Here is a 22234-nt window from a genome sequence, read left to right on the forward strand (position 1 = left end):
GATATACGTTACGAACAGGGAGGGCCGGAACCAGTGCCAAAGGATCAGCCAGAACTCGATACCTCGCCAAAGGTCAGCGACGAGGTCCGCAAGACCACCTGCTACATGTGCGCCTGCCGCTGCGGGATCAACGTGCATATGAAGGACGGCAAGGTCGCCTATATCGAAGGCAACCGCGATCACCCCGTCAATCAGGGCGTGCTTTGCGCCAAAGGCTCGGCTGGCATCATGCAGCACAATGCTCCCTCACGGTTGCGCAAACCCCTGAAACGGGTCGGCGAACGCGGCGAGGGCAAGTTCGAGGAAATCGAATGGGACGAGGCCTATGACATCGCCGAAGCCTGGCTGCGCCCCCTGCGCGAAACCGCGCCCGAAAAACTGGCGTTCTTTACCGGGCGCGATCAATCGCAATCCTTCACATCCTTCTGGGCCCAGGGGTTCGGCACCCCCAACTATGCGGCCCACGGCGGATTTTGTTCGGTCAACATGGCGGCCGCAGGCATCTACACGATGGGCGGTGCGTTCTGGGAATTCGGCCAGCCCGACTGGGAGCGCACAAAACTGTTCATGCTGTTCGGCGTCGCCGAAGACCATGACAGCAACCCGATCAAGATGGGGATCGGCAAGATCAAGGCACGCGGCGCGCGCATGATCGGCGTCAACCCGATCCGGTCCGGCTATAACGCCGTGGCCGATGATTGGGTCGGGATCACGCCGGGTACCGACGGGCTGTTCATCATGGCGCTGATCTACGAGCTGTTCCGCGCAGGCAAGATTGATCTTGATTACCTCGCGCGTTTCACCAACGCCTCGGTTCTGCTGAACGGCGATCCGAAATCCGACCAGTTCGGCCTGTTCCTGCGCGATGATGACGGCAACCCGCAGGTCATCGACAGGCGCACAGGCCATCTGGCCCCCTGGGATGGCGCAGGGGTTGAACCCGACCTGAACGGCACATACCGGCACGCCGGGGTGACCCACGCGCCCGCCCTGCGCAAGATGATCGACCGTTTCATGGACCCGACCTATGCGCCCGACAAGGTCGCAGGGCGTACCGGTATCCCCGCCGACCGGATCCGCGCCATTGCCGCCGATCTGGCGCGCGTCGCCTTTGACGAGGCCATCGAAGTGGATCAGGAATGGACCGATTTCCGCGGCAAGGTGCACCCGAAAATGGTGGGGCGCCCCGTCAGTTTCCACGCCATGCGCGGGATTTCTGCACATTCCAATGGCTTTCAGACCTGTCGCGCGCTGCACTCGCTGCAAATCATCCTTGGCTCTGTCGAAACACCCGGCGGCATGCGTTTCAAACCACCCTACCCAAAGCCGGCGACGGCCCACCCCAAACCGCATCACGGTTTCAAACCGGGTCAGGCGCTCGACGGCCCGCACCTTGGTTACCCCCAAGGGCCCGAAGACCTTTGCCTGCAACCCGATGGCACCGCCAGCCGGATCGACAAGGCCTTTACATGGGAAAATCCCATGTCGGCACACGGGTTGATGCATATGGTGATCAGCAACGCCCACGCAGGCGATCCCTACAAGATCGACACGCTGTTCATGTATATGGCGAATATGTCGTGGAATTCGTCGATGAACACATCCGGCGTCATGGACATGCTGCGCGACAAGGATGCAAACGGCGACTACGTAATCCCGCATATCATCTATTCCGATGCCTATTCATCAGAAATGGTCGCCTTTGCCGACCTGATCCTGCCCGATACAACCTACCTTGAACGCCACGATTGCATCAGCCTGCTGGATCGCCCGATCTGCGAGGCCGATGCGGTGGCCGACGCGATCCGCTGGCCCGTGTTGGAACCCGACCGTGACGTCAAAGGGTTCCAATCGGCGCTCTGCGATCTTGGGGCGCGGCTGGATCTGCCGGGGTTTGTGAACGAGGATGGCAGCCAGAAATACGCCGACTACGCCGACTACATTACCAACCATATCCGCCGCCCCGGAATCGGCCCGCTGGCAGGCTGGCGAATGGGCGACAAGGGGCTGCAAGACGGACGCGGCGACGCCAACGCAGGACAATTGCAAAGCTATATCGACAACGGTGGCTTCTGGATGGAACACCTCCCTGAAAAGGCCGCCTTCTACAAACCCTTCTCCAAGGCCTATCAGGACTGGGCCGTGCAGATGGGTTTTTACGATTCTCCACAACCCTACATCTTTCAGCTTTACGTCGAACCTTTGCGCCGGTTCCAACTGGCCGCCGAAGGGCATGGACCGGTCCAGCCGCCCAAACACCTGCGCGAACGCACGAAACTGCTGATGGATCCGCTGCCGTTCTGGTATGCGCCAATGGGCGACGCCAGCAGCGATCCGGCGGAATTCAACGTGCACGCGCTGACGCAACGGCCAATGGCGATGTATCACTCATGGGGGAGCCAGAACGCGTGGCTGCGGCAACTCCACGGGCATAACCCGCTCTATGTGCCGACGAAAATCTGGGAACAGCACGACTTTGCAGAGGGCGACTGGGCGCGCGTCACTTCACCCACGGGGGAAATCACCGTGCCGGTCGCGCATATGGCCGCGCTCAACGAAAACACCGTCTGGACATGGAACGCGATCGGCAAGCGCAAGGGGGCATGGGCGCTGGACCAAGACGCGCCCGAAGCCACCAAGGGGTTCCTGCTCAACCACCTGATCCACGAACTTCTGCCCGAAAAGGACGACGGCATGCGCTGGGCCAATTCCGACCCGATCACCGGGCAGGCCGCATGGTTCGACCTGCGGGTCAAAATCGAAAAATCCGCCGCGCCCGCCGAAAGCCAACCCGTCACACCGGCACAAAACGCGCCCGTGCCACGCGGGCCAGACGCGCTGGCCTGGAAGGTCGGAAAATGACCCTGGATACCTTTCTCATTTACCTTGCAACGGTGCTGGTGTTTTTCGCCCACCCGCCCGGACCAAGCCAACTCTTGTTCATCGGCGGGTCCATGCAACACGGCCTGCGACGCGCTTTGCCAATCATGGCGGGCGACCTTGGCGCAAATGCAATCCAGATCGTCATCGCCGGTTTCGGTCTCACCAGCCTGATCGTTTTGTCAGCCGATGCCTTTGCCGCAATCAAATGGGCGGGCGTGGGCTATCTTCTCTGGATCGGCCTGCGCATGATCCGCGACGCTACAACGCCACGCACGTTGAAACCGGTCCCGTCCCGTGGTCACCTCTTCCAGCGCGGTTTCATGACCTCTGCCGCCAACCCCTACGCAGTGGTTTTCTTCGCGGCACTCTTTCCCCAGTTCATTGACCCGACCCGCCCGGTGCTGCCACAGGTCGCGATCCTCGGGGTGACCTATTTGATCATCGACGGGGCCATCTTGTTGGCGATGGGGGCCTTTGCCGCCAAACTGGTCGCAACCTTTGGCGCCACGGTGCAGAAATGGCTTGGCATTGGCTCGGGTGTCGGCCTCATTGCTGCCCCCGCGGCAATAGCGATACGCACAAGTGCGGAGACCGCTAAATGACCCGCACCCTCCTCCTCATCTTTGCCTTCCTCGCCCTGATGATCGGCTCTTTCATCTGGTTCGTCGCCACATGGGACGCCGACGCCGAAGAACCCGTCTCCCTGCTCCCCGCTTCATCTTGGCCAATACAACTCCCCCCGGAGGGCCCGCCCGCCGCAGGCGCACACATCATCGAAAAGGGAACAACATGACCACGCTCCCCGCCTCTACGGATCGCAAACTCGGCCTCGTGATCGACCTTGATACCTGCGTCGGCTGCCACGCTTGCGTGATCTCGTGCAAAGGCTGGAACACCGAAAACTACGGCGCGCCCCTGTCGGATCAGGACCCCTATGGCGCCGCCCCGACCGGAACCTTCCTGAACCGTGTGCACAGCTACGAAGTCCAGCCCGATGCCGGTGCCGCGCAACTCATCCATTTCCCGAAATCCTGCCTGCACTGCGATGACGCGCCCTGCGTGACGGTCTGCCCCACAGGCGCCAGCTACAAGCGGGTCGAGGACGGGATCGTGCTGGTCAATGAAAGTGACTGTATCGGCTGCGGGCTATGCGCCTGGGCCTGCCCATATGGCGCGCGCGAAATGGATGCAGCGGCGGGCGTGATGAAGAAATGCACCCTTTGCGTTGATCGCATCTATAACGAAAACCTGCCCGAGGAAGACCGCGAACCGGCCTGCGTGCGCACCTGCCCCGCAGGCGCACGCCACTTTGGCGATTTTGCCGATCCCGAAAGCCATGTCAGCATCCTGACCGCTGAACGCGGCGGGATGGACCTGATGCCGGAACTGGGCACGAAACCGGTCAACAAATATCTGCCGCCGCGGCCCAAGGATGCGCCCATTGATATCCTTGCGCCTTTGCTTGACCCCGTCGCACAGGAACCAAAAGGGTTCCTTGGCTGGCTTGATAAGACGCTGTCATCCATGCCCGGAGGGACAAAGTAATGCATCCCGCCCCGTCTGTGATCATTTTTACCACGCTCAGCGGCCTTGGCTTTGGCCTGCTGTTCTGGCTTGGCCTTGGCTATCCTGCGGCGACCGGCCTCAACGCCTTTGTCTTTTTCACGATCGCCTACCTGCTGGCCGTGGGCGGCCTGCTGGCATCGACATTCCACCTTGGCCACCCCGAACGCGCACTCAAGGCCTTCACCCAGTGGCGCACAAGCTGGCTCTCGCGCGAGGCATGGATCAGCGTAATCGCGCTGCTGGTAATGGCCGCCTTTGGCGCGGGGCTGGTGTTCTGGGGCACGGCAATCACGGCGCTGGGATGGCTGGGCGCGCTGTTGTCGATCGGCACGGTGCTGACCACGTCGATGATCTATGGCCAGTTGAAAACCGTGCCGCGGTGGCATCACTGGTCAACGCCGCTGCTCTTTGGCACGCTGTCCCTGACGGGCGGTGCCTTGCTGGCGGGTCAACCGAAAATCGCCCTGCCCTTGCTGGCGATCGCGGGCACGGTGCAGATCCTTTATTGGATCGTCGGGGACGGGCAGTTGCGCACATCCGGCACGACGATGGAAACGGCCACGGGGCTTGGGGCAATCGGCAAGGTGCGCGCCTTTGAACCTCCCCATACGGGCACCAACTACCTGCTGCGCGAAATGGTGCATGTGGTCGGGCGCAAACATGCCAGCATTCTGCGGCTGATCGCGCTGATCCTCATGGTCGGCCTGCCGATCCTGTTGCTGATGCTTCCTTTCGGGCCTATCTGGGCGGCACTTGCGGTCCTGTCCCACCTGATCGGCGTTGCGGTGTCGCGCTGGCTGTTCTTTGCGCAGGCCGAACATGTTGTCGGGATGTATTACGGGAAACGATAACGTGGGTGTCGCCCGCCGTGCAGCGCATTGCGAAGACCCGCGCGCCTGCCTATCAATGTCGCCAACAAGGAGACATCGTGACAACACCGGACTGGATTGCAATCGACTGGGGGACGACCCACCTGCGGGCCTGGGCGATGACCAGCAGCGGCACAGTGCTGCAAACCGCCCTATCCGATCGCGGGATGGGTGCCCTGGCGCGCGATGCCTTTGAAGACACACTGCATGATCTGGTTGGCGGCTGGGGCTGCACCGGCCCGATGATCGCCTGCGGGATGGTCGGAAGCCGACAGGGCTGGGTCGAAGTGCCCTATGCCACAACACCCTGCCCGCCCCTGGGCGATGGTCTGGCCAATGCCCCGTCAGACAGGATGGATGTGCGGATCATCTCGGGCCTCAAGCAACAGCACCCCGCCGATGTCATGCGCGGCGAGGAAACGCAGATCATGGGGTTCCTGTCTCTGAACCCCGGTTGGGATGGGGTGATTTGCCTGCCCGGCACGCATACGAAATGGGCGCACCTCAGCGCGGGCGAAGTTGTCAGTTTCCAAACCTGCATGACGGGCGAAATGTTTGCGCTTCTCGCGGACCGTTCGGTCCTGCGCCATTCGATTGGCCCGGGCTGGGATGACAAGGCCTTTGAAACGGGCGTCAGTGACGCAATCGCCAAGCCCGAATCCCTTGCGGCGCGTCTGTTCAACCTGCGGGCCAATGATCTGGTCAACGGGCAGGATCCGGGCAGCGCGCGTGCGCGGCTGTCGGGCCTATTGATCGGCGCCGAACTTGCGGCGGCACGGCCCTATTGGCTGGGGCAATCCGTGGCGGTCGTTGGCGCGGGCCCGCTTGTCAAAATCTATACCGCCGCGCTGTCAGCCCAGGGCGTGCCGGTCATCCAGGCCGATGGCGATCGCGCGACCCTTGCGGGCCTCACCGCCGCATACCGCCGCATGAAAGGCATCTCATGACCCGCAATATCATCGCCATCCTGCGCGGCATCACCCCGCCCGAGGCCGCCGCTGCCGCTGCGGCCCTGATCGACGCGGGCATCACCAAAATCGAAGTGCCGCTCAATTCACCTGCCCCGTTCGACAGCATCAAGGCAATGGCCGACGCCCATGCAAAGGATGCCCTGATCGGCGCAGGCACGGTCCTGTCCACCGATGACGTTGGCCGCGTTGCACAGGCCGGGGGCAGGCTTGTCGTGTCGCCCAACTGCGACCCGCGCGTGATTGTCGCCACCAAGACCGCCGGTATGCAAAGCTGGCCCGGTGTGCTGACCCCGACCGAATGTTTCGCCGCGCTCAAGAATGGCGCGGACGGGTTGAAAATCTTTCCCGGCTCCCTGCTTGGCGTCGAAGGTTTGCGCGCCATCCGTGCGGTGCTGCCCGCAGGCACCCAGGTTTACGCGGTCGGCGGCGCGGGACCGGACAATTTTGGCGATTGGTTCGCCGCCAGCGCCGACGGCTTTGGCATCGGATCGGCCCTCTATAAACCCGGCATGACGCTTGCCGACATCAGCGCCCGCGCAGACAATATCGTCGCGGCCTATGACGCGGCGCGCCCATGATTTTTGATGATCGCATCTGCCAGCTTGGTGAAGGGCCGCTCTGGCACCCCACGCGCCACGAATTGTTATGGTTCGATATTCTGGGCAAGGCCCTTCATACGAAAACCCAGTCATGGGGATTTGATGAATATGTCTCGGCCGCCGGATGGGTCGACACAGGCAGCATTGTGCTGGCCTCGGCCTCTGCGCTTCACCACTTTGACCTGATCACAGGCAAGGCCGAAACGCTTTGCCCGCTCGAAGCCGACAATCCGCTGACCCGGTCGAATGACGGGCGCGCCGACCCTTACGGCGGCTTCTGGATCGGGACGATGGGGATCAACGGCGAAGACGGCGCAGGGGCGATCTATCGCTATTACCGCGGGCAATTGCGGGCACTTTACAGCCCGATCACCATCAGCAATGCGATCTGTTTCAGCCCCGATGGCGGACATGCCTATTTCACCGACACGCCGACGCAACAAATTATGCGCGTCGCGCTTGATAGCCAGGGTTGGCCCAAGGGCGACCCGGCTTTGTGGCTTGATCTGACAGGCACCGACTGGCGGCCCGACGGCGCGGTTGTCGATGCCGCCGGCAACCTCTGGAACGCGCAATGGGGGGCCAACCGCGTGGCCTGCTACGACCCGAACGGTGCCTTCATCGAAGCGGTCGGTTTTGGCGCGTCACAAACATCCTGCCCGGCTTTTGGCGGCGAAAACCTGCAAACCCTGTTCTGCACATCCGCCGCCATCGGCCTGCCCAATCCAAACGCGCACGACGGGAAAACCTTTGCCACGCAGGTTACCCACACCGGCCAACCCGAACACCAAGTCATTCTGTAAGGGACCGATATGAAACGCACACTCGGCGTCTGCTACTACCCCGAACACTGGCCCGAAGAGATCTGGGCGCAGGACGCGGCGCGCATGGTCGACGCCGGGCTGTCATGGGTGCGGATCGGCGAATTTGCCTGGCAACGCATGGAACCGAGTCCCGGCGAATTGCACTGGGACTGGCTTGATCGCGCGATTGAGACGCTGGGTGGCGCGGGGCTGAAAATCATCCTTGGCACCCCCACCGCCACGCCACCGCGCTGGATGCTCGACAAGCACCCCGACATGTTGCCCGTTGACGCGCAGGGGCGGCCCCGCAGGTTCGGGTCGCGCCGTCACTATTGCTTTAGCCACCTTGGCTACCGCGCAGAATCACGCCGCATCGCGCGGCTGATGGCCGAACGCTATGGATCAAATAAACACATCGCAGCATGGCAAATCGATAATGAATACGCATGTCACAACACTACACGCAGCTATTCAGACACGGCGCGCACTGGCTTTCGCGACTGGCTGGCGCAGAAATATCAAAGCCCCGGTGCCCTGAATCGTGCATGGGGCAACGTCTTCTGGTCGATGGATTACGATGACTGGTCCCAGATTGACCTGCCCAACCTGACCGTGACCGAACAAAACCATCCGCACGTTCTTGATTTCGCGCGTTACGCCAGTGATCAGGTCGTGGCCTTCAACCGGGCGCAGGTCGACGAGATCCGTAAATGTTCCAACGCACCGATCATTCACAATTACATGGGCCGCGAAACCTCCTTCGATCACTGGAAGGTCGGGGCCGATCTTGATGTGGCATCATGGGACAGTTACCCGCTGGGCTTCCTCTCGGATCGGGTGGAATGCACCCCTGAACACAAGCTGAAATTCCTGCGCCAGGGCGACCCCGACAATCAGGCATTTCACCATGACCTTTACCGTGCGGTGGGGCGCGGTCGCTGGTGGATCATGGAACAGCAACCCGGCCCCGTGAACTGGGCACCCTACAATCCGGCACCCCTTCCCGGCATGGCCCGCCTTTGGGCCTGGGAGGCTTTCGCTCATGGGGCCGAAACCGTCTGTTATTTCCGCTGGCGCCAGGCCCCCTTTGCCCAGGAACAGATGCATGCTGGCCTGTTGCGCCCCGATAGCGCCGCCGCCCCCGCATTGGGCGAAGCACAGCAAGTCGCAAAGGAAATCAATAACTTACCCGACGTCGGCACAGCCAAGGCACGGGTCGCGCTGGTCTTTGACTACCAAAGCGCATGGGCCTGGGAGGCCCAGCCACAGGGCGCCGATTTCGACATGTTCCGCCTTGCCTTTGCCGCCTATCGCGCCCTGCGCCGTGCGGGTCTGAACATCGACATCCTGCCGCCCGACTGCGCAGATCTGTCGCCCTACAAGTTTGTCCTCGCCCCCGGGATCATGCACCTGTCCGACCCGTTGCGCGCCGCTTTGGCCGCCTTTGATGGGATCGCGCTGATCGGCCCGCGCACCGATACCAAGACTGAAAACCTCAGCATCCCGACACCGCTCGGGCCGCGCATTGACGGGCTGGATGTATCCGTGGTCCTGACCGAAAGCATGCCGCCGGATGATCAGATCAAACTGGAAGGTGGCGGTTGCTTCCTGCACTGGTTTGAACATCTTGAGGGCAATGAAACGGCGCATTTGCTCACGAAATCGGGGCAGCCAGCGATCATGGGTGGTGACAATCTGCGCTACCTGGCAGGGTGGCCCGATGACGACACCTTTGACCGGATCATCGGCTACCATTGTGATGCGCTCGATCTTGAAACCCACGCCCTGCCCGATGGATTGCGCATCCGCGACACCGACACCCATCGGTTTGTCTTCAACTATGCCCCCAAGGCGCAAAAATGGAATGGCACGAAAATTCCAGCCGCCGGGGTGCATTGGGAACCGCTGCCGTGACGCCCTTTGGCACGACGGCTGACGGCCGCGATGTCCACGCGATCACGATCGCCAGCGAAACCCTGCAAGCGACGATCCTGACATGGGGCGCGGTGCTGCAGGACGTGCGGCTGGCAGGCGTGCCATACGGGCTGACCCTGAACAGCGCTGACCTGTCCGATTACATGGGCGCGATGCATCATTACGGCGGGTTGATGGGGCCGGTGGTCAACCGTCTGACCAACGCGCGGGCCGTGATTGACGGCAAAACCCACCGGTTCGAGCCGAACTATCAGGGCCGGCATACGCTTCATTCCGGCGCGGCGGGAACCCAGCTAAAAGTGTGGGAAATTGATGAAATATATCAAAATTCATGCAAATTATCCGTCAAATTGCCGAATGGCGAGGGCGGCTTTCCCGGTAACCGCGTGGCGCATGTTCACTACCATCTCAGCGGAACGACCCTGTCCATGACGGTGACGGCTACCACCGACAAACAAACGTTGATCAATTTCGCCAACCACAGCTACTGGAACCTTGACGGGCGCGATACCTGGGCGGGCCACCGCCTTTGGATCGCTGCGGATCGTTACACGCCGACCGATGATGCCAATTTCCCCACGGGCGAGGTCCGCGATGTCACCGGCACCCCATATGATTTCCGCACAGAACGCGAAATTCACCCGCAAAACCCTGATTTCGATACAAATTTCTGTCTCTCTGACGCGCCGACCACCCCGCGCGATGTGCTTACCCTCACCGGCCAATCCGGAGTTGCCATGACGATCGCGACCAACCAGCCGGGCATTCAGGTGTTTGACGCCGCGACAACAAACCGGCCAAACCGTTCGCCCTATGAAGGGTTGGCGTTCGAGGCACAAAACTGGCCCGACGCCCCCAACAGATCGGGTTTTCCCAGTATCGGCCTGCGCCCCGCTCAGACCTATGAACAGATCACAAGCTGGCGCTTTTCGGCCCCCTAGTCATCCACATGGCGCTGGCGGACAGGGCCACGATAGCGCGCCAATGCGTCTTCGGACACCTCGCTCCCGTCCCAAAGCCAGTGCAAAACGCCAACCCCTTCGGACCCGCCCTGCCGCGCCATGATATCGCCGTCCGACATGGTCACACGCTGCGACATGCGCCGCCCCCAGACACCAAGCCGGTCATACATCAACGCCAACACATCATCGTGCAAGCCGCTGCGCCCGACGTCGCGCAATTCCTGCGGATCATGTGCCAGATCAAACAGCATCGGCGGGAAACCCCCTTCGGCATGGATGAATTTCCAACGCTGATCGACCACCATGAACATGCGTGCATCGCGGGGGCTGACGCCCAGCTTGGCACGCATCGGCTGACAGGAATAATCGTATTCGCTGACCGCATAGTCGCGCCAGTCAGGCGTTTCACCGCGCAGGAACGGCACCAATGACCGCCCCTCGATGATGTGGTCAGGCACCGTGCCGCCAGCCATTTCCACAAAGGTCGCGGCCAGATCAATCGATTCCACCAGGGCATCGCAGGTCGTGCCGCCTGTGCATTCACTTGGGTCATAGATAATCAGCGGAACCTTCACCGACGAATCATGAAACATGTCCTTTTCACCCAGCCAATGATCGCCCAGATAATCCCCATGATCCGACGTCAGCACGACAACTGTATCCTTGTCGCGCCCTGTCGCCGCAAGGTGATCCAGTAACGCCCCAAGCTGATCGTCGCATTGTTTGATCAGCCCCATATAGGCGGGAATCACGGCCTCGCGCGCCTCATCCTTTTGATATAGCTTGGCAAAATCACTTTCGGCAAAGGCGGCGTAGACCGGATTGGGGTCCTCCAGTTCGCCCGCATCGCGCACGGCGGGCAGCACATGTTGCGGCCCGAACATCGCATGATAGGGCGCAGGCACGATATAGGGCCAATGCGGTTTGATATAGCTCACATGCGCGCACCACGGCCCCTTGGCCTGATCCAGAAACGCCATCGCCTGCCGCGTCAGCCACGGGGTTTCACTGTCTTCTTCGCGGATATTGGCGGGCTTGCGCGCATTCGCGGCAATCCAACCCGTCGCCATCTCATCGCCCTCGACGCCTGCATTGGCATAATCAGCCCAAGGGTTTTCCCCGTCATAGCCGCGCGATTTCAGATAGGCGTTATAGGGGCTGCGTTTGGTGTCATAAAACCCGTCCGGCCCCCAGGCCCACAACCCATCATCGCGGCACCAGACATCAAAGCCGCACTCGGCCTGCCGGGCACCGATCACGGAATCGGGTGACAACCCAAGGCGCGCCATACCCTCCGCATCGACCTTCATATGGGTCTTGCCGATCAGCCAACACTCCATGCCCAGCGCGCGCAAATGATCGCCCATCGTCATCTCGCCGATCCGCAGGGGAAAGCCGTTCCATTGCGCCCCGTGGCTGGACACGTAGCGCCCCGTATAGGTTGACATCCGCGATGCCCCACAGACGGGTGACTGCACATAGGCGCGGGTAAACCGCACACCCTTGGCCGCGACTCGGTCGAAATTCGGGGTATGCAAATGCGGGTGGCCCGCGCAGGACAGATAATCAAACCGCAACTGGTCATACATCACGAACAGGATGTTCTTTTGCATCAAAATCGCCCCCTCGCAGGTCAAACCAAAGCCTAGCCCGCGCATTGCCACGTTGAAAGGCCGCGCAAGCTGATCGTTCCACCAAAACCTGTTTGACAGAGACGGAACCAGTATCTAAAGCACCCCAGTGGTTAGGCGCGGTAGCTCAGTTGGTTAGAGCGATCGACTCATAATCGATAGGTCGGGAGTTCAAGTCTCCCCCACGCCACCACTCTTCACCGTTCCGCAAATTTCGATGCCGCTTTTCGCCGATAGCCCGACTTACGGGCGTTTGCTACGCAAGCCACCCTGAGTGCGGGAGTTCAAGTCTCCCCCACGCCACCACTCTTCACCGTTCCGCAAATTTCGATGCCGCTTTTCGCCGATAGCCCGACTTACGGGCGTTTGCTACGCAAGCCACCCTGAGTGCGGGAGTTCAAGTCTCCCCCACGCCACCACTCTTCACCGTTCCGCAAATTTCGATGCCGCTTTTCGCCGATAGCCCGACTTACGGGCGTTTGCTACGCAAGCCACCCTGAGTGCGGGAGTTCAAGTCTCCCCCACGCCACCACCATTCACAATATCAAGGATTTTTGAATCTGTGCGGTATAGCAATTCGCGCAGCGAAATGCGGGCCGCGCCCGGTCGCTATGCCGGATGCATTCAGAACGGGTTGGATGATCGACGGGCCGTCGATCATCGGGCGCCTTCGGCTTGATTCCGGATGAACAAGCACATTACCGTCCACCCATGGATATCCTCACCCAACTCCGCGCCGCTATTGGCCCTGACAATGTGCTGACAGGCGAGGCCACCGCCAAATGGCAATCCGACTGGATGGGCGCCTATCACCTTGATCCGATTGCGGTTTTGCGCCCGGCAAATACAACCCAGGTCGCCGCCGTAATGCAGATCGCCCATGCCAGCGGCACGCCCGTGACGCCTGTGTCGGGCAACACCGGCCTTGTGGGCGGCACACAGGCCAAGGGGGCATTGATGCTCTCTCTGGACCGGATGAACGCGATCCGCGACATTCGCCCCGATGCCCGCATCGCCGTGGTCGAGTCCGGCGTGATCCTGTCCACCCTGCACGAGGCCGCCGCGACCCACGATCTGATCTTTCCGCTCAGCTTTGGCGCGCGCGGGTCGGCGATGATCGGCGGCGTTCTCTCGACCAACGCGGGTGGGTCCAATGTCCTGCGCTATGGCAATACCCGCGATCTGTGTCTTGGCGTCGAGGTGGTGCTGGCCGATGGCCGCATCATGGATCTGATGAGCGAGCTGCACAAAGACAATTCCGGCTATGACCTGCGCAACCTGCTGATCGGGGCCGAAGGGACACTGGGCGTGATCACCGCCGCCGTGATGAAACTGCGCCCCAAACCGCGCGCCTATGCCACCGCGATGGTCGCCGTGCCGTCAATTGCCGATGCACTGACCCTTTTGAACGCCATGCAAGACATCACCGGCGGTGCCGTCGAAGCGTTTGAATACATGCCCCGCAGCTATATCCAGGGGCATGTGGACCGGATCGCAGGCGCGCGCGAACCCTTTGATGTACCCCATGACGTCAACATCCTGATCGAAATCGCCGCCACGTCCCCGCGCGATGCGACCGCCGCCGATGACGGGCGCGTTCCCGTCGTCGCCCTGCTGGAAGACACCCTTGCCGCGATGCTCGAGAACGGCACGCTGCTCGATGCCGTGATCGCGCAAAACGAAACGCAACGCGCGGAAATGTGGGCGCGCCGCGAAGCCGCCGCAGAAATCTCCCACGGTGTGAAACCCTTTGTAGATACCGACATCGCCCTGCCACTGGACAAGGTCGCCACATTTTTCGACCTGATCGCACCGCGCCTCAAAGCCCTTGATCCAGACGCCGCAGAGCTGTCCGTCGCCCACCTCGGCGATGGCAATATCCACTTTTCGATGTATCCCACCTCATCCGATCCGGCCCTGCACGATGCGATGATGGAAGCCGTCGAAGACCTGGTGCAGGACCTGCGCGGCAGCTTTTCTGCCGAACACGGTATCGGCACCTCGAAACTGTCATCAATGGCGCGGCGCAAAGACCCCGTCGCCCTTGACGTGATGCGCGCGATCAAATCCGCGCTTGATCCCAAGGGCATCCTCAACCCCGGCAAGGTGCTGCCTAAACGCTAAAGAAATCCGGCCCTGCCTGCGCCAGCAACCGTGCCGCCATCGCGCGACCGATCTCTGGGCCCTCGGCGATCACACCCTCGGCCGCATCGCGATAGCAGGCCGTCCCGTCAGGGCGTAAAATCTCGCCGCGCAGGCGCAGCTTGTCGCCGTTCAGCTCGGCCAAAGCGCCAATCGGCGTCTCGCATGACCCGTCCAGCGCCGCCAGAAACGCGCGTTCAGCTGCCAGCCGTTGCCCGGTCTGCGCATCGTGGATCGCCGCCAGCATGTCGCGCGCGCGTCGATCATCCGCGCGTCGCTCAATCCCGATCGCGCCCTGCGCCACGGCGGGCAACATATCCTCAACACCAATCGCGCTGCACGGCACATCGTCCATGCCAAGCCGGTTCAACCCGGCCATTGCCAGAAACGTCGCCGCCGCCACACCATCATGCAGCTTACGCAACCGGGTCTGCACATTGCCGCGAAACTCAACAACGGTCAGATCAGGACGGCGGGCCAGCAACTGGGCACGGCGGCGCAAACTCGATGTGCCGACAACCGCACCCTCGGGCAGATCTGCCAGCGCGGCAAAATCAACCGACACAAAGGCATCGCGCACGTCTTCGCGGGGCAAATAGGTATCCAGCAACAGCCCCTCAGGCTGCTCTACCGGCATGTCCTTCATCGAATGCACGGCAATATCGATAGAGCCGTCCAGCATCGCCTCTTCAATTTCCTTGGTGAACAACCCCTTGTTGCCGATCTCTTTCAACGGACGATCCGCATCAATCAGGGTGCGATCATCGCCCGTGGTCTTGATCACGACAATCTTGAACGCGGTATCGGGCAAATCAAAGGCTGCCATCAAACGGGCGCGCGTCTCATGGGCCTGCGCAAGAGCAAGCGGTGATCCGCGGGTGCCGATGCAAAGCGGGGCAGAGGGGTTGGGCAATTCATTGGTCATATGGCCTTCTAGGCGCGCGCAATGTGGCTGACAACCGCATTGACAATCCCCGCGTCACTTGGGACCACCATCCAAACCACAAGAGGCACTCATGGCACCGCAAAAAACCCTCCTTCGCGCCCTCGCGGGTGAAACCCTGCCCACCCCGCCAATCTGGATGATGCGGCAGGCAGGGCGCTATTTGCCGGAGTATAAGGCAACCCGCGCGCAAGCGGGCGATTTCCTGTCGCTGTGCTACAACCCCGATCTGGCCGCCGAGGTCACGCTGCAACCCATTCGCCGCTACGGCTTTGATGCGGCAATCCTGTTCGCCGATATCCTGCTGTTGCCGCAGGCGCTGGGGGCGGATCTGTGGTTCGTCACGGGCGAAGGGCCACGCCTGTCCACGGTCACCTCTGCCGATGATCTGCGCGCCCTGAAACCCGCCACCGCGATTCACGACACCCTGTCGCCGATCTATGAAACCGTGAAAATCCTGTCACGTGAACTGCCCCAAGAAACCACGCTGATCGGCTTTGCGGGGGCGCCGTGGACGGTGGCAACCTACATGATCGCAGGTCAGGGCACACCCGACCAAGGACCAGCCCACGCGCTCAAGGCGGAAAACAAGGCCGTGTTCGACGCCCTGCTTGACCTGATCACAGTCGGCACCATCGATTACCTGTCCGAACAGATCAAAGCCGGCGCCGAAGTCGTCAAACTATTCGATAGCTGGGCCGGATCGCTACAAGGCGAAGACTTCACCACCTACGCGGTGAAACCCGCCGCACGCATCACCGCCGCCCTCAAGGCGCGCCACCCCGACACCCCCGTAATCGCTTTTCCGCGCGGGGCAGGCGAACACTATGCTGGGCTGCACGCGGCCATCGGCGCGGACTGCATCGCGCTTGATGACGGGGTCAGCGCCGCATGGGCCGCCGCCAACGTGCAACCCGATGGCTGCGTGCAGGGCAACCTGAAATCTGCGCATATGGTGACGGGCGGCGATGACCTGATCCGCGAAACCCGCCGTATCGTCGATGCGTTTTCAAACGGGCCACATATCTTCAACCTTGGCCACGGCATCACCCCCGACGCCGATCCCGAAAACGTGCAGTTGATGATCGACACCGTTCGGGGTGGGTAGATCTCCGCATCGGGGCGGAGAGTATCAGCGTCCGCTTTGCGGGACGAAGCAGCCGTCGCCAAAGGTCAATAAGTCGGGCGGTCGGCGGCCCGTAGGTTGGCGATAAGACACTGCCGCATTGGCGCTTTATGGCGGCCAAGCACATCTTTCGGATCGGCATGATGTGCGGTTAGCAAAATCGCCGACCCGTGGGGACGGGCCGACGATCGCCCGGCGGCTTCGCCTTGATTCCGGGCGGTCCAGCATCTCTTGGCAGGCGTCACTTCGGGCTCAAACCCAACCTTCGCTGCATTTGCAAACCAACCCTTAACAAGCGTTAACATGACCCAGAGCGCGGTGCGTTAACCACGCCCATTACCATACCGGACCCATACGGTTTCCATACGCTTTCCAGACGCTTTCCATACGGGGCAAACCCCAGCAAAAACTGGCATTAACCCATGATTCGCCGGATGGCGCAGTCGGGTGTTAACCAATCAAACCCATTTGGCCATCGGCGGCAGGCTCATCAGCACCGCGTTGGCGTCATGGCCCGTCTCAAGGCCAAACTTGGTGCCGCGGTCATAGACAAGGTTGTATTCCGCATAAAGCCCGCGGTGGATCAGCTGCGCATCCTTGTCGGCCGCGCTCCATTTCTTATCACGGCGGCGCTCCACCAGGGGGACAAACGCGGGCAGGAACGCGCGGCCAATATCCTGGGTCAGGGCGAAATCCGCGGCCCAATCGCCGGTGCAGTAATCATCCATGAATATCCCGCCAACCCCACGCGCACGACCTCGGTGGGGGATATAGAAATACTCGTCCGCCCACGCTTTCAAGCGCGGATAATGCCCGTCCCCATGCGGGTCGAGATGCGCCTTTTGCACGGCGTGGAAATGCGCCGTGTCCTCGCCATATTCGATGCAGGGGTTCAGGTCGGACCCGCCGCCAAACCACCATGCATGCGGTGTCCAGAACATTCGCGTATTCATATGCACCGCAGGCGTGTGCGGGTTCTGCATATGCGCCACAAGCGAAATACCCGAAGCCCAAAAGCGCGGATCGTCAGCCATGCCATCCAACCCTTTGCGCGCCGCCATTGCGGTCTGCGCGCGCGGCCCCAGGGTGCCATACACAGTTGAAATATTGACCCCGACCTTTTCGAACACACGCCCCCCGCGCATCACGCTCATCAGGCCGCCGCCGGCGTCGCTGCCATCGTCACTTGCGCGGCTCGTTTCACTGACATCAAAGCGGCCGGCGGGCGCACCGGCGAACGGGCCAGTCGTCTGGCTGTCCTCAAGGGTTTCAAACGCCGCGACAATCTCGTCGCGCAGGGTCTTGAACCATTCAGCGGCCTGCGCCTTTTGCGATTCCATTGCCTCTTCAACCATGGCCTTTGCCCCCTGCTATTGCATAACACCTGCGGATATCATCCCTTATCGTGAACGACCACAGTCGAACAAGGACCAGCCCATGCGCGCTTCAGTAATGCTTTTGCCCCTTCTTGCCCTCACGGCTTGTGCAACGCCGCGCGAACGATGTGTCAATCAGGCCAACAGCGAAGTTCGCGTGATCAACAGCCTGATCACACAAACCCAAGGCAACCTGACCCGCGGCTATGCCCTTGCCGAACAACAAGAAGTTCGCGTCTTGCGCCGGTCGTGCGAGGGCACAAATGCTGACGGATCGACCTTTCGCTTCCCCTGTGAGGAAACCGAGACCTTTACCCGGAATGTCCCTGTCGCGATTGATCTGAACGCCGAACAGGCCAAGCTGGAGTCCCTGCAAGACCGTCTGGCGCTTGAACAACGCCGCGCCCAGACGGCCACGCGGCAGTGCATCGCGCAATATCCCGAATAGCTAGTGCGCGGGCGCGACAACCGGGTCAATCAGCGTGCGCCCGCCATCCACCGTCACAATCTGTCCGGTGACAAAACTTGACGCATCCGAGGCCAGATATTGCACCGCATCCGACACTTCACCCGGGCCGGCGATCCGCTGCAGGGGTGTGTGGCCGATGATATCATCGCGAAAGCTGTCGTTGTCGCGCAGACAGTCCTTCAGGCTGCCGCTCATCACTGATCCAAAGGCAACCGCATTCACGCGGATCCGTTCAGGCGCAAGCGCCACCGCAAGCGAGCGAGTCATCTGATCAAGCGCCGCCGTGCTGACTGAATAAGCCAGCAATTTCGGATGGGTGCGCCGCGCCGCAATTGACGACAGGTTGATGATTGATCCGGCCGGGCCTTCATCTTGGTCCTCGGCCTGTTTGATCATCCGCTTGGCAATCGCCTGACTAAGGCGCAAGGATGTCATCAGATTTTGCTGCAACAGCATATCCACCCCGTCTTCGTCGGGATCAAGCGCATCCCCGACGACCATCTGCCGCGAGGCATTGACCAGAATATCAACCCGTTCAAAGGCATCAATCGTCGCCGAAAGCAGGTTCGCAATCGTCAGCTTTTCGCGCAGATCGCCTGCGAAAATCCGAAATGCACTGCCGTCCTCACCCTCGCCCACTTCCTTGACCAAGGTGTCTTCGTCCATATCGGCAAAGATGACATTCGCACCTTCGGCCAGAAAATGCCGCCCGATGGCAAGCCCGACACCATTTGCCGCACCTGTGACGATGGCTGTCTTGCCGGCGATGGAAAATGGCATGAGGTTCTCCTGATTCCCGAAAGGAAACGCTAGTTGATTTTATCGCGCGGGGCGAGAGGCATGAAAAACCTTGAACGCGCCATCCTGCGCGATCTGCACGACCTCGCGAAATGCAGCACGCAGGGGCGCTTCATAGGGCAGTTGCCGGTTGGCGACCAACCACAAATCGCCGCGCGGGGTCAGCATGTCTGCAGCCGCCGCAATAAACGCTTTGCCCAGCGCAGGGTCCGCCGCGCGGCCCGCGTGAAACGGCGGATTGCAGATCACATGATCAAACGGCGTGGCGGGCCGGAACGTGGTGGCATCGGCCCAATGAAACACCGCGCGCGGGTCTTTCACATTTTGGCGGGCACACTCCAACGCAAGCACTTCGGCCTCGATCAGCTCAAGCGCGGTGATACCCGCACGGTCCAGCACCTGCGCCGAAAGATAGCCCCAGCCCGCCCCAAGATCACAAACGCGCCCTTTCATCTTTGGTGGCAGGTTTTCGACCAAAAGTGCTGATCCGCGATCGACCGTCCCATCCGAGAAAACGCCCGCCGTGGTGACAAACCCATGTGCGCCACGCGCGGGCGCGGGGGCCGCCCAATCGGCGAATGCATCACTGGCAGGGAACCAGAAACAGCGGCCATGCGCCTTGGTGACGCTGGCCACATCGCCAAGCCGTTTGCGCGCCTCCTTGAACAGGCTATCGACGCCGTCAGTCTTGTTCCCGTCCACGACAATCAACCCGCCCGGCGACAGCGCACAGGCACGTGCAACCATGTCGCGGGCCAGCGCCTTGGCACGTGGCACAACGATGATAGTCGCTGCGGCCCCGGCAGGCAGGTCAGCCGAAACAGGAAGCCCCGCCGCGGTCCAATAATCAAGATCGGGGCGAAACCCTTGTGACACCTGCACGCGATCGCGCGGCAACTCCCCAAGGTCATAGCCGGCAGGCGGGCGCAGCACGGCAATCTGGCCTTCATCAGGCAGGATCAAACCGCCTTCAAGGGCTGTATTCAGGCGGGAGACAGACATGCGAAACGGCCCGCGGGCCTATTCCTTTTCCATCGTGCATTGCAGCGGATGTTCATGGCGCGCGGCAAAATCCATCACCAGCGCAACCTTCGTCTCGGCGATCTCGTGGCTATAGACGCCCACCACGGCCAGCCCCTTTTTATGAACCGTGAGCATCAATTCAAACGACTGCGCGTGCGACATGCCAAAGAACCGTTCAAGCACATGCACGACGAATTCCATCGGCGTATAGTCGTCGTTCAGGATCATGACCTTATACATCGGGGGACGTTTGGTCTTTTGACGCGTTTCAAGTTTGACGCCGATGTCGCCATCACCGTCATCATCGTTCTTGGCCATCTTCAAAACGTCAGCGCGCATGGGGTTCCCGAGATCAATCATCGCTGGGCTTTATATAACCGTGATCCCCCACATGAAAAGGGGCCGTTTTCGGGGAGGTAACGGAAGGGTGATACGGCCGGCTTCACCGCGAATATGCTACGCAAAAATCAATTCGGACGGCCTGCCCCAATTCCGCCACATTCGCCCATCTTGCGGGCCCAATCCAGCCTGCCCCAAGATGTGCCATAGGCGGTTTAAGGGCGCTGCCAAAGTCTTTGAAAATAGGGTATTTTCTGAAACGCGATCTCGTGCTAGGGTATTTACAAATCAAAGGTGCCGCAAAAAATTGGCACCACGAGGCAGTAGAACGAGGCAGTGTCGTGAAACGACGTTTGGGACACCCGGTTTTGACCGGGATATTACTTATGTTTGTCATGGTGATGGCGGCTTTGGCCCCCTTGGCCAGCCGCGCCGCGCCCTACGCGGCGATGGTCATGGATGCCCGCACCGGAGAGGTGCTGCATTCACGAAACGCCGATACCCGGCTGCATCCCGCGTCATTGACAAAAATGATGACTCTTTATCTCGCGTTCCAAGCCATCGAGAACGGCGAGATCAGCCTTGATACCGAAGTCACCATTACCCCGCTTGCCGCCAATGAACCGCCTTCCAAACTGGGCCTACGCGCGGGGCAGACGATCCGCCTGCGTTACCTGATCCGTGCCGCGGCCGTGAAATCCGCCAATGATGCCGCCACCGCAATCGGGATCGCGCTCGAGGGGAGCGAGGCCGCATTCGCCCGTCGCATGAACCGCGCCGCAGCGGCGATGGGCATGACCCGCACAACGTTTCGCAACGCTCATGGGCTGACCGAAGCCGGACACCTGTCAACCGCGCGCGACATGACGATCCTTGGCCGCCACGTCATCTATGATTTTCCGCAGTATTATAACCTGTTTTCACGCCGCACCGCCGACGCAGGCATTGCTACCGTCAGCCACACAAATCGTCGCTTTCTTGACGCCTATCGCGGCGCAGACGGGATCAAGACTGGGTATACCCGCGCGGCGGGCTTCAACCTCGTCGCCTCGGCGGAACGGGGCAATGAACGCATTATCGCCACGATGTTTGGTGGTTCATCAACCGCTGCGCGCAATGCGCGGGTGGCGGAACTGTTGGATATGGGCTTTGCCCGCGCGCCATCACGTGCACCACTTGCCGCACCAAGCGCGCCAAGCTACGGCGCGATTGCATCCGCGGCACCACAACCCGCAGCGCCGGGCTCTGCCGGGCGCACGATCCGCGTCAACGGGCTGGTAACGCGCAGTCTACGTCCCAACGCCCGCCGCCTCCCCGCGGCCGAGCCCGCGCAGGAACTGCTTTTGGCCAATGCCGACGTCATTCAGGATGCCGTGGCCGGCGTCATCGAAGCGCAGGCTGAAGAAATCGCCGAGACGACCGCCCCCGAGACCACAATCGCGCCGCCAGCGCGCCCCTCTGATCTTGTAATGGCCTCGGCCGATCCGCCAGCCGCCCCCGCAGCTGCCGCGCCGACCCAGCCCGAAGTCATCACACGCATTTCCACATCGGGCGGGCGTCTTTGGGGCATCAATGTCGGACGCTACAATTCACGTTATCAGGCCGAAAGCGTCCTGCTGCGTGTCGCCCTGAACGAGATGAGCACGCTTGACGGGTCGTTGCGCCGCGTGAACCAATCGCCGCGCGGGTTTGACGCAAACTTCATGGGGCTGACCCGTGAAACCGCCGATCTGGCCTGTCGTCGCCTTCAGGCGCGTGGCACCACCTGCTTTATGATCGGCCCGGCCTCCTAAGCGGCT

20 protein-coding genes and 1 tRNA gene are annotated in these 22234 nt (G+C 61.3%); 15 read left to right on the forward strand and 6 right to left on the reverse strand.

The genetic code is table 11. From position 1 onward, the window contains the following. Positions 1-33: 33 nt before the first annotated feature. The 10 genes from FTO60_RS13825 (at position 34) to FTO60_RS13870 (ending at position 10567) form a co-directional block, all read left to right on the forward strand. Positions 34-2862, forward strand: coding sequence for a molybdopterin oxidoreductase family protein (locus FTO60_RS13825; RefSeq protein ID WP_148056508.1), 2829 nt, complete (start codon positions 34-36; stop codon positions 2860-2862). Next, complete coding sequence (locus tag FTO60_RS13830; protein WP_148056509.1) at positions 2859-3485, forward strand: LysE family translocator; 627 nt, start codon at positions 2859-2861, stop codon at positions 3483-3485. The genes FTO60_RS13825 and FTO60_RS13830 overlap by 4 nt, the downstream gene beginning before the upstream one ends. Continuing rightward, a complete protein-coding gene (locus FTO60_RS13835; RefSeq protein WP_148056510.1) occupies positions 3482-3676 on the forward strand; it encodes a hypothetical protein in 195 nt (64 codons plus the stop codon). The genes FTO60_RS13830 and FTO60_RS13835 overlap by 4 nt, the downstream gene beginning before the upstream one ends. Then, positions 3673-4428 (forward strand): 4Fe-4S dicluster domain-containing protein, encoded by a 756-nt coding sequence (locus FTO60_RS13840; protein ID WP_148056511.1) that lies wholly within the window; start codon positions 3673-3675, stop codon positions 4426-4428. The genes FTO60_RS13835 and FTO60_RS13840 overlap by 4 nt, the downstream gene beginning before the upstream one ends. Further along, positions 4428-5300, forward strand: a complete 873-nt coding sequence (locus FTO60_RS13845; RefSeq protein ID WP_148056512.1) for a DmsC/YnfH family molybdoenzyme membrane anchor subunit — start codon at positions 4428-4430, stop codon at positions 5298-5300. The genes FTO60_RS13840 and FTO60_RS13845 overlap by 1 nt, the downstream gene beginning before the upstream one ends. A gap of 77 nt (positions 5301-5377) precedes the next feature. Continuing rightward, the gene (locus tag FTO60_RS13850) at positions 5378-6265 is read left to right on the forward strand and encodes a 2-dehydro-3-deoxygalactonokinase (RefSeq protein WP_148056513.1); all 888 of its coding nucleotides are present in this window, start codon (positions 5378-5380) and stop codon (positions 6263-6265) included. After that, positions 6262-6867, forward strand: coding sequence for a 2-dehydro-3-deoxy-6-phosphogalactonate aldolase (locus tag FTO60_RS13855; protein ID WP_148056514.1), 606 nt, complete (start codon positions 6262-6264; stop codon positions 6865-6867). The genes FTO60_RS13850 and FTO60_RS13855 overlap by 4 nt, the downstream gene beginning before the upstream one ends. After that, positions 6864-7691: an SMP-30/gluconolactonase/LRE family protein gene (locus tag FTO60_RS13860; RefSeq protein WP_148056515.1), complete on the forward strand. Its 828-nt coding sequence runs from the start codon at positions 6864-6866 to the stop codon at positions 7689-7691. Before FTO60_RS13855 ends, FTO60_RS13860 begins: the two co-directional genes overlap by 4 nt. A gap of 9 nt (positions 7692-7700) precedes the next feature. Next, a complete protein-coding gene (locus FTO60_RS13865) occupies positions 7701-9605 on the forward strand; it encodes a beta-galactosidase (RefSeq protein WP_148056516.1) in 1905 nt (634 codons plus the stop codon). Further along, positions 9551-10567: an aldose epimerase family protein gene (locus FTO60_RS13870; RefSeq protein WP_254696817.1), complete on the forward strand. Its 1017-nt coding sequence runs from the start codon at positions 9551-9553 to the stop codon at positions 10565-10567. Before FTO60_RS13865 ends, FTO60_RS13870 begins: the two co-directional genes overlap by 55 nt. Here the strand turns inward: FTO60_RS13870 and FTO60_RS13875 are convergent. Next, positions 10564-12201: a sulfatase-like hydrolase/transferase gene (locus FTO60_RS13875; protein WP_148056517.1), complete on the reverse strand. Its 1638-nt coding sequence runs from the start codon at positions 12199-12201 to the stop codon at positions 10564-10566. The two genes, FTO60_RS13870 and FTO60_RS13875, sit on opposite strands and share 4 nt — an antisense overlap. A gap of 134 nt (positions 12202-12335) precedes the next feature. Between FTO60_RS13875 and FTO60_RS13880 the strand changes: the two genes are divergently transcribed. Both FTO60_RS13880 and FTO60_RS13885 read left to right on the forward strand, forming a co-directional pair. Continuing rightward, a tRNA-Met gene (locus tag FTO60_RS13880) sits at positions 12336-12412 on the forward strand. A 518-nt stretch (positions 12413-12930) separates the two neighbouring features. Then, on the forward strand, positions 12931-14343 hold the full coding sequence (locus FTO60_RS13885) for an FAD-binding oxidoreductase (RefSeq protein WP_148056518.1): 1413 nt from the start codon (positions 12931-12933) through the stop codon (positions 14341-14343). Here the strand turns inward: FTO60_RS13885 and hemC are convergent. After that, positions 14333-15286: a hydroxymethylbilane synthase gene (hemC, locus tag FTO60_RS13890; protein ID WP_148056519.1), complete on the reverse strand. Its 954-nt coding sequence runs from the start codon at positions 15284-15286 to the stop codon at positions 14333-14335. The two genes, FTO60_RS13885 and hemC, sit on opposite strands and share 11 nt — an antisense overlap. 91 nt (positions 15287-15377) lie before the next feature. Between hemC and hemE the strand changes: the two genes are divergently transcribed. Continuing rightward, entirely contained in the window at positions 15378-16412 is a 1035-nt protein-coding gene (hemE, locus tag FTO60_RS13895; protein WP_148056520.1) for a uroporphyrinogen decarboxylase, read from the forward strand. 476 nt (positions 16413-16888) lie between these two features. Here the strand turns inward: hemE and hemF are convergent, their stop codons facing one another. Further along, positions 16889-17785, reverse strand: coding sequence for an oxygen-dependent coproporphyrinogen oxidase (hemF, locus tag FTO60_RS13900; protein WP_148056521.1), 897 nt, complete (start codon positions 17783-17785; stop codon positions 16889-16891). An 82-nt stretch (positions 17786-17867) separates the two neighbouring features. Between hemF and FTO60_RS13905 the strand changes: the two genes are divergently transcribed. Further along, positions 17868-18254 carry a hypothetical protein gene (locus FTO60_RS13905; RefSeq protein WP_148056522.1) on the forward strand — a complete coding sequence of 129 codons (387 nt, stop codon included), beginning with the start codon at positions 17868-17870 and terminating at the stop codon, positions 18252-18254. Here FTO60_RS13905 and FTO60_RS13910 read toward each other — a convergent pair whose 3' ends face one another. From FTO60_RS13910 to clpS, 3 genes are read right to left on the reverse strand one after another with little or no spacing between them, the layout of a single operon-like run. Further along, positions 18255-19055, reverse strand: a complete 801-nt coding sequence (locus FTO60_RS13910) for an SDR family NAD(P)-dependent oxidoreductase (protein ID WP_148056523.1) — start codon at positions 19053-19055, stop codon at positions 18255-18257. It lies immediately after the preceding gene. A gap of 39 nt (positions 19056-19094) precedes the next feature. After that, a complete protein-coding gene (locus FTO60_RS13915; RefSeq protein WP_148056524.1) occupies positions 19095-20075 on the reverse strand; it encodes a class I SAM-dependent methyltransferase in 981 nt (326 codons plus the stop codon). Between the two features lie 18 nt (positions 20076-20093). Further along, on the reverse strand, positions 20094-20435 hold the full coding sequence (gene clpS, locus FTO60_RS13920) for an ATP-dependent Clp protease adapter ClpS (RefSeq protein ID WP_148056525.1): 342 nt from the start codon (positions 20433-20435) through the stop codon (positions 20094-20096). A 386-nt stretch (positions 20436-20821) separates the two neighbouring features. On the opposite strand from clpS, the gene FTO60_RS13925 reads away from it, so the two are divergent. After that, the gene (locus FTO60_RS13925; RefSeq protein ID WP_148056526.1) at positions 20822-22228 is read left to right on the forward strand and encodes a D-alanyl-D-alanine carboxypeptidase family protein; all 1407 of its coding nucleotides are present in this window, start codon (positions 20822-20824) and stop codon (positions 22226-22228) included. Positions 22229-22234 lie beyond the last annotated feature (6 nt).

Source organism: Octadecabacter sp. SW4 (assembly GCF_008065155.1).
GTDB lineage: Bacteria > Pseudomonadota > Alphaproteobacteria > Rhodobacterales > Rhodobacteraceae > SW4.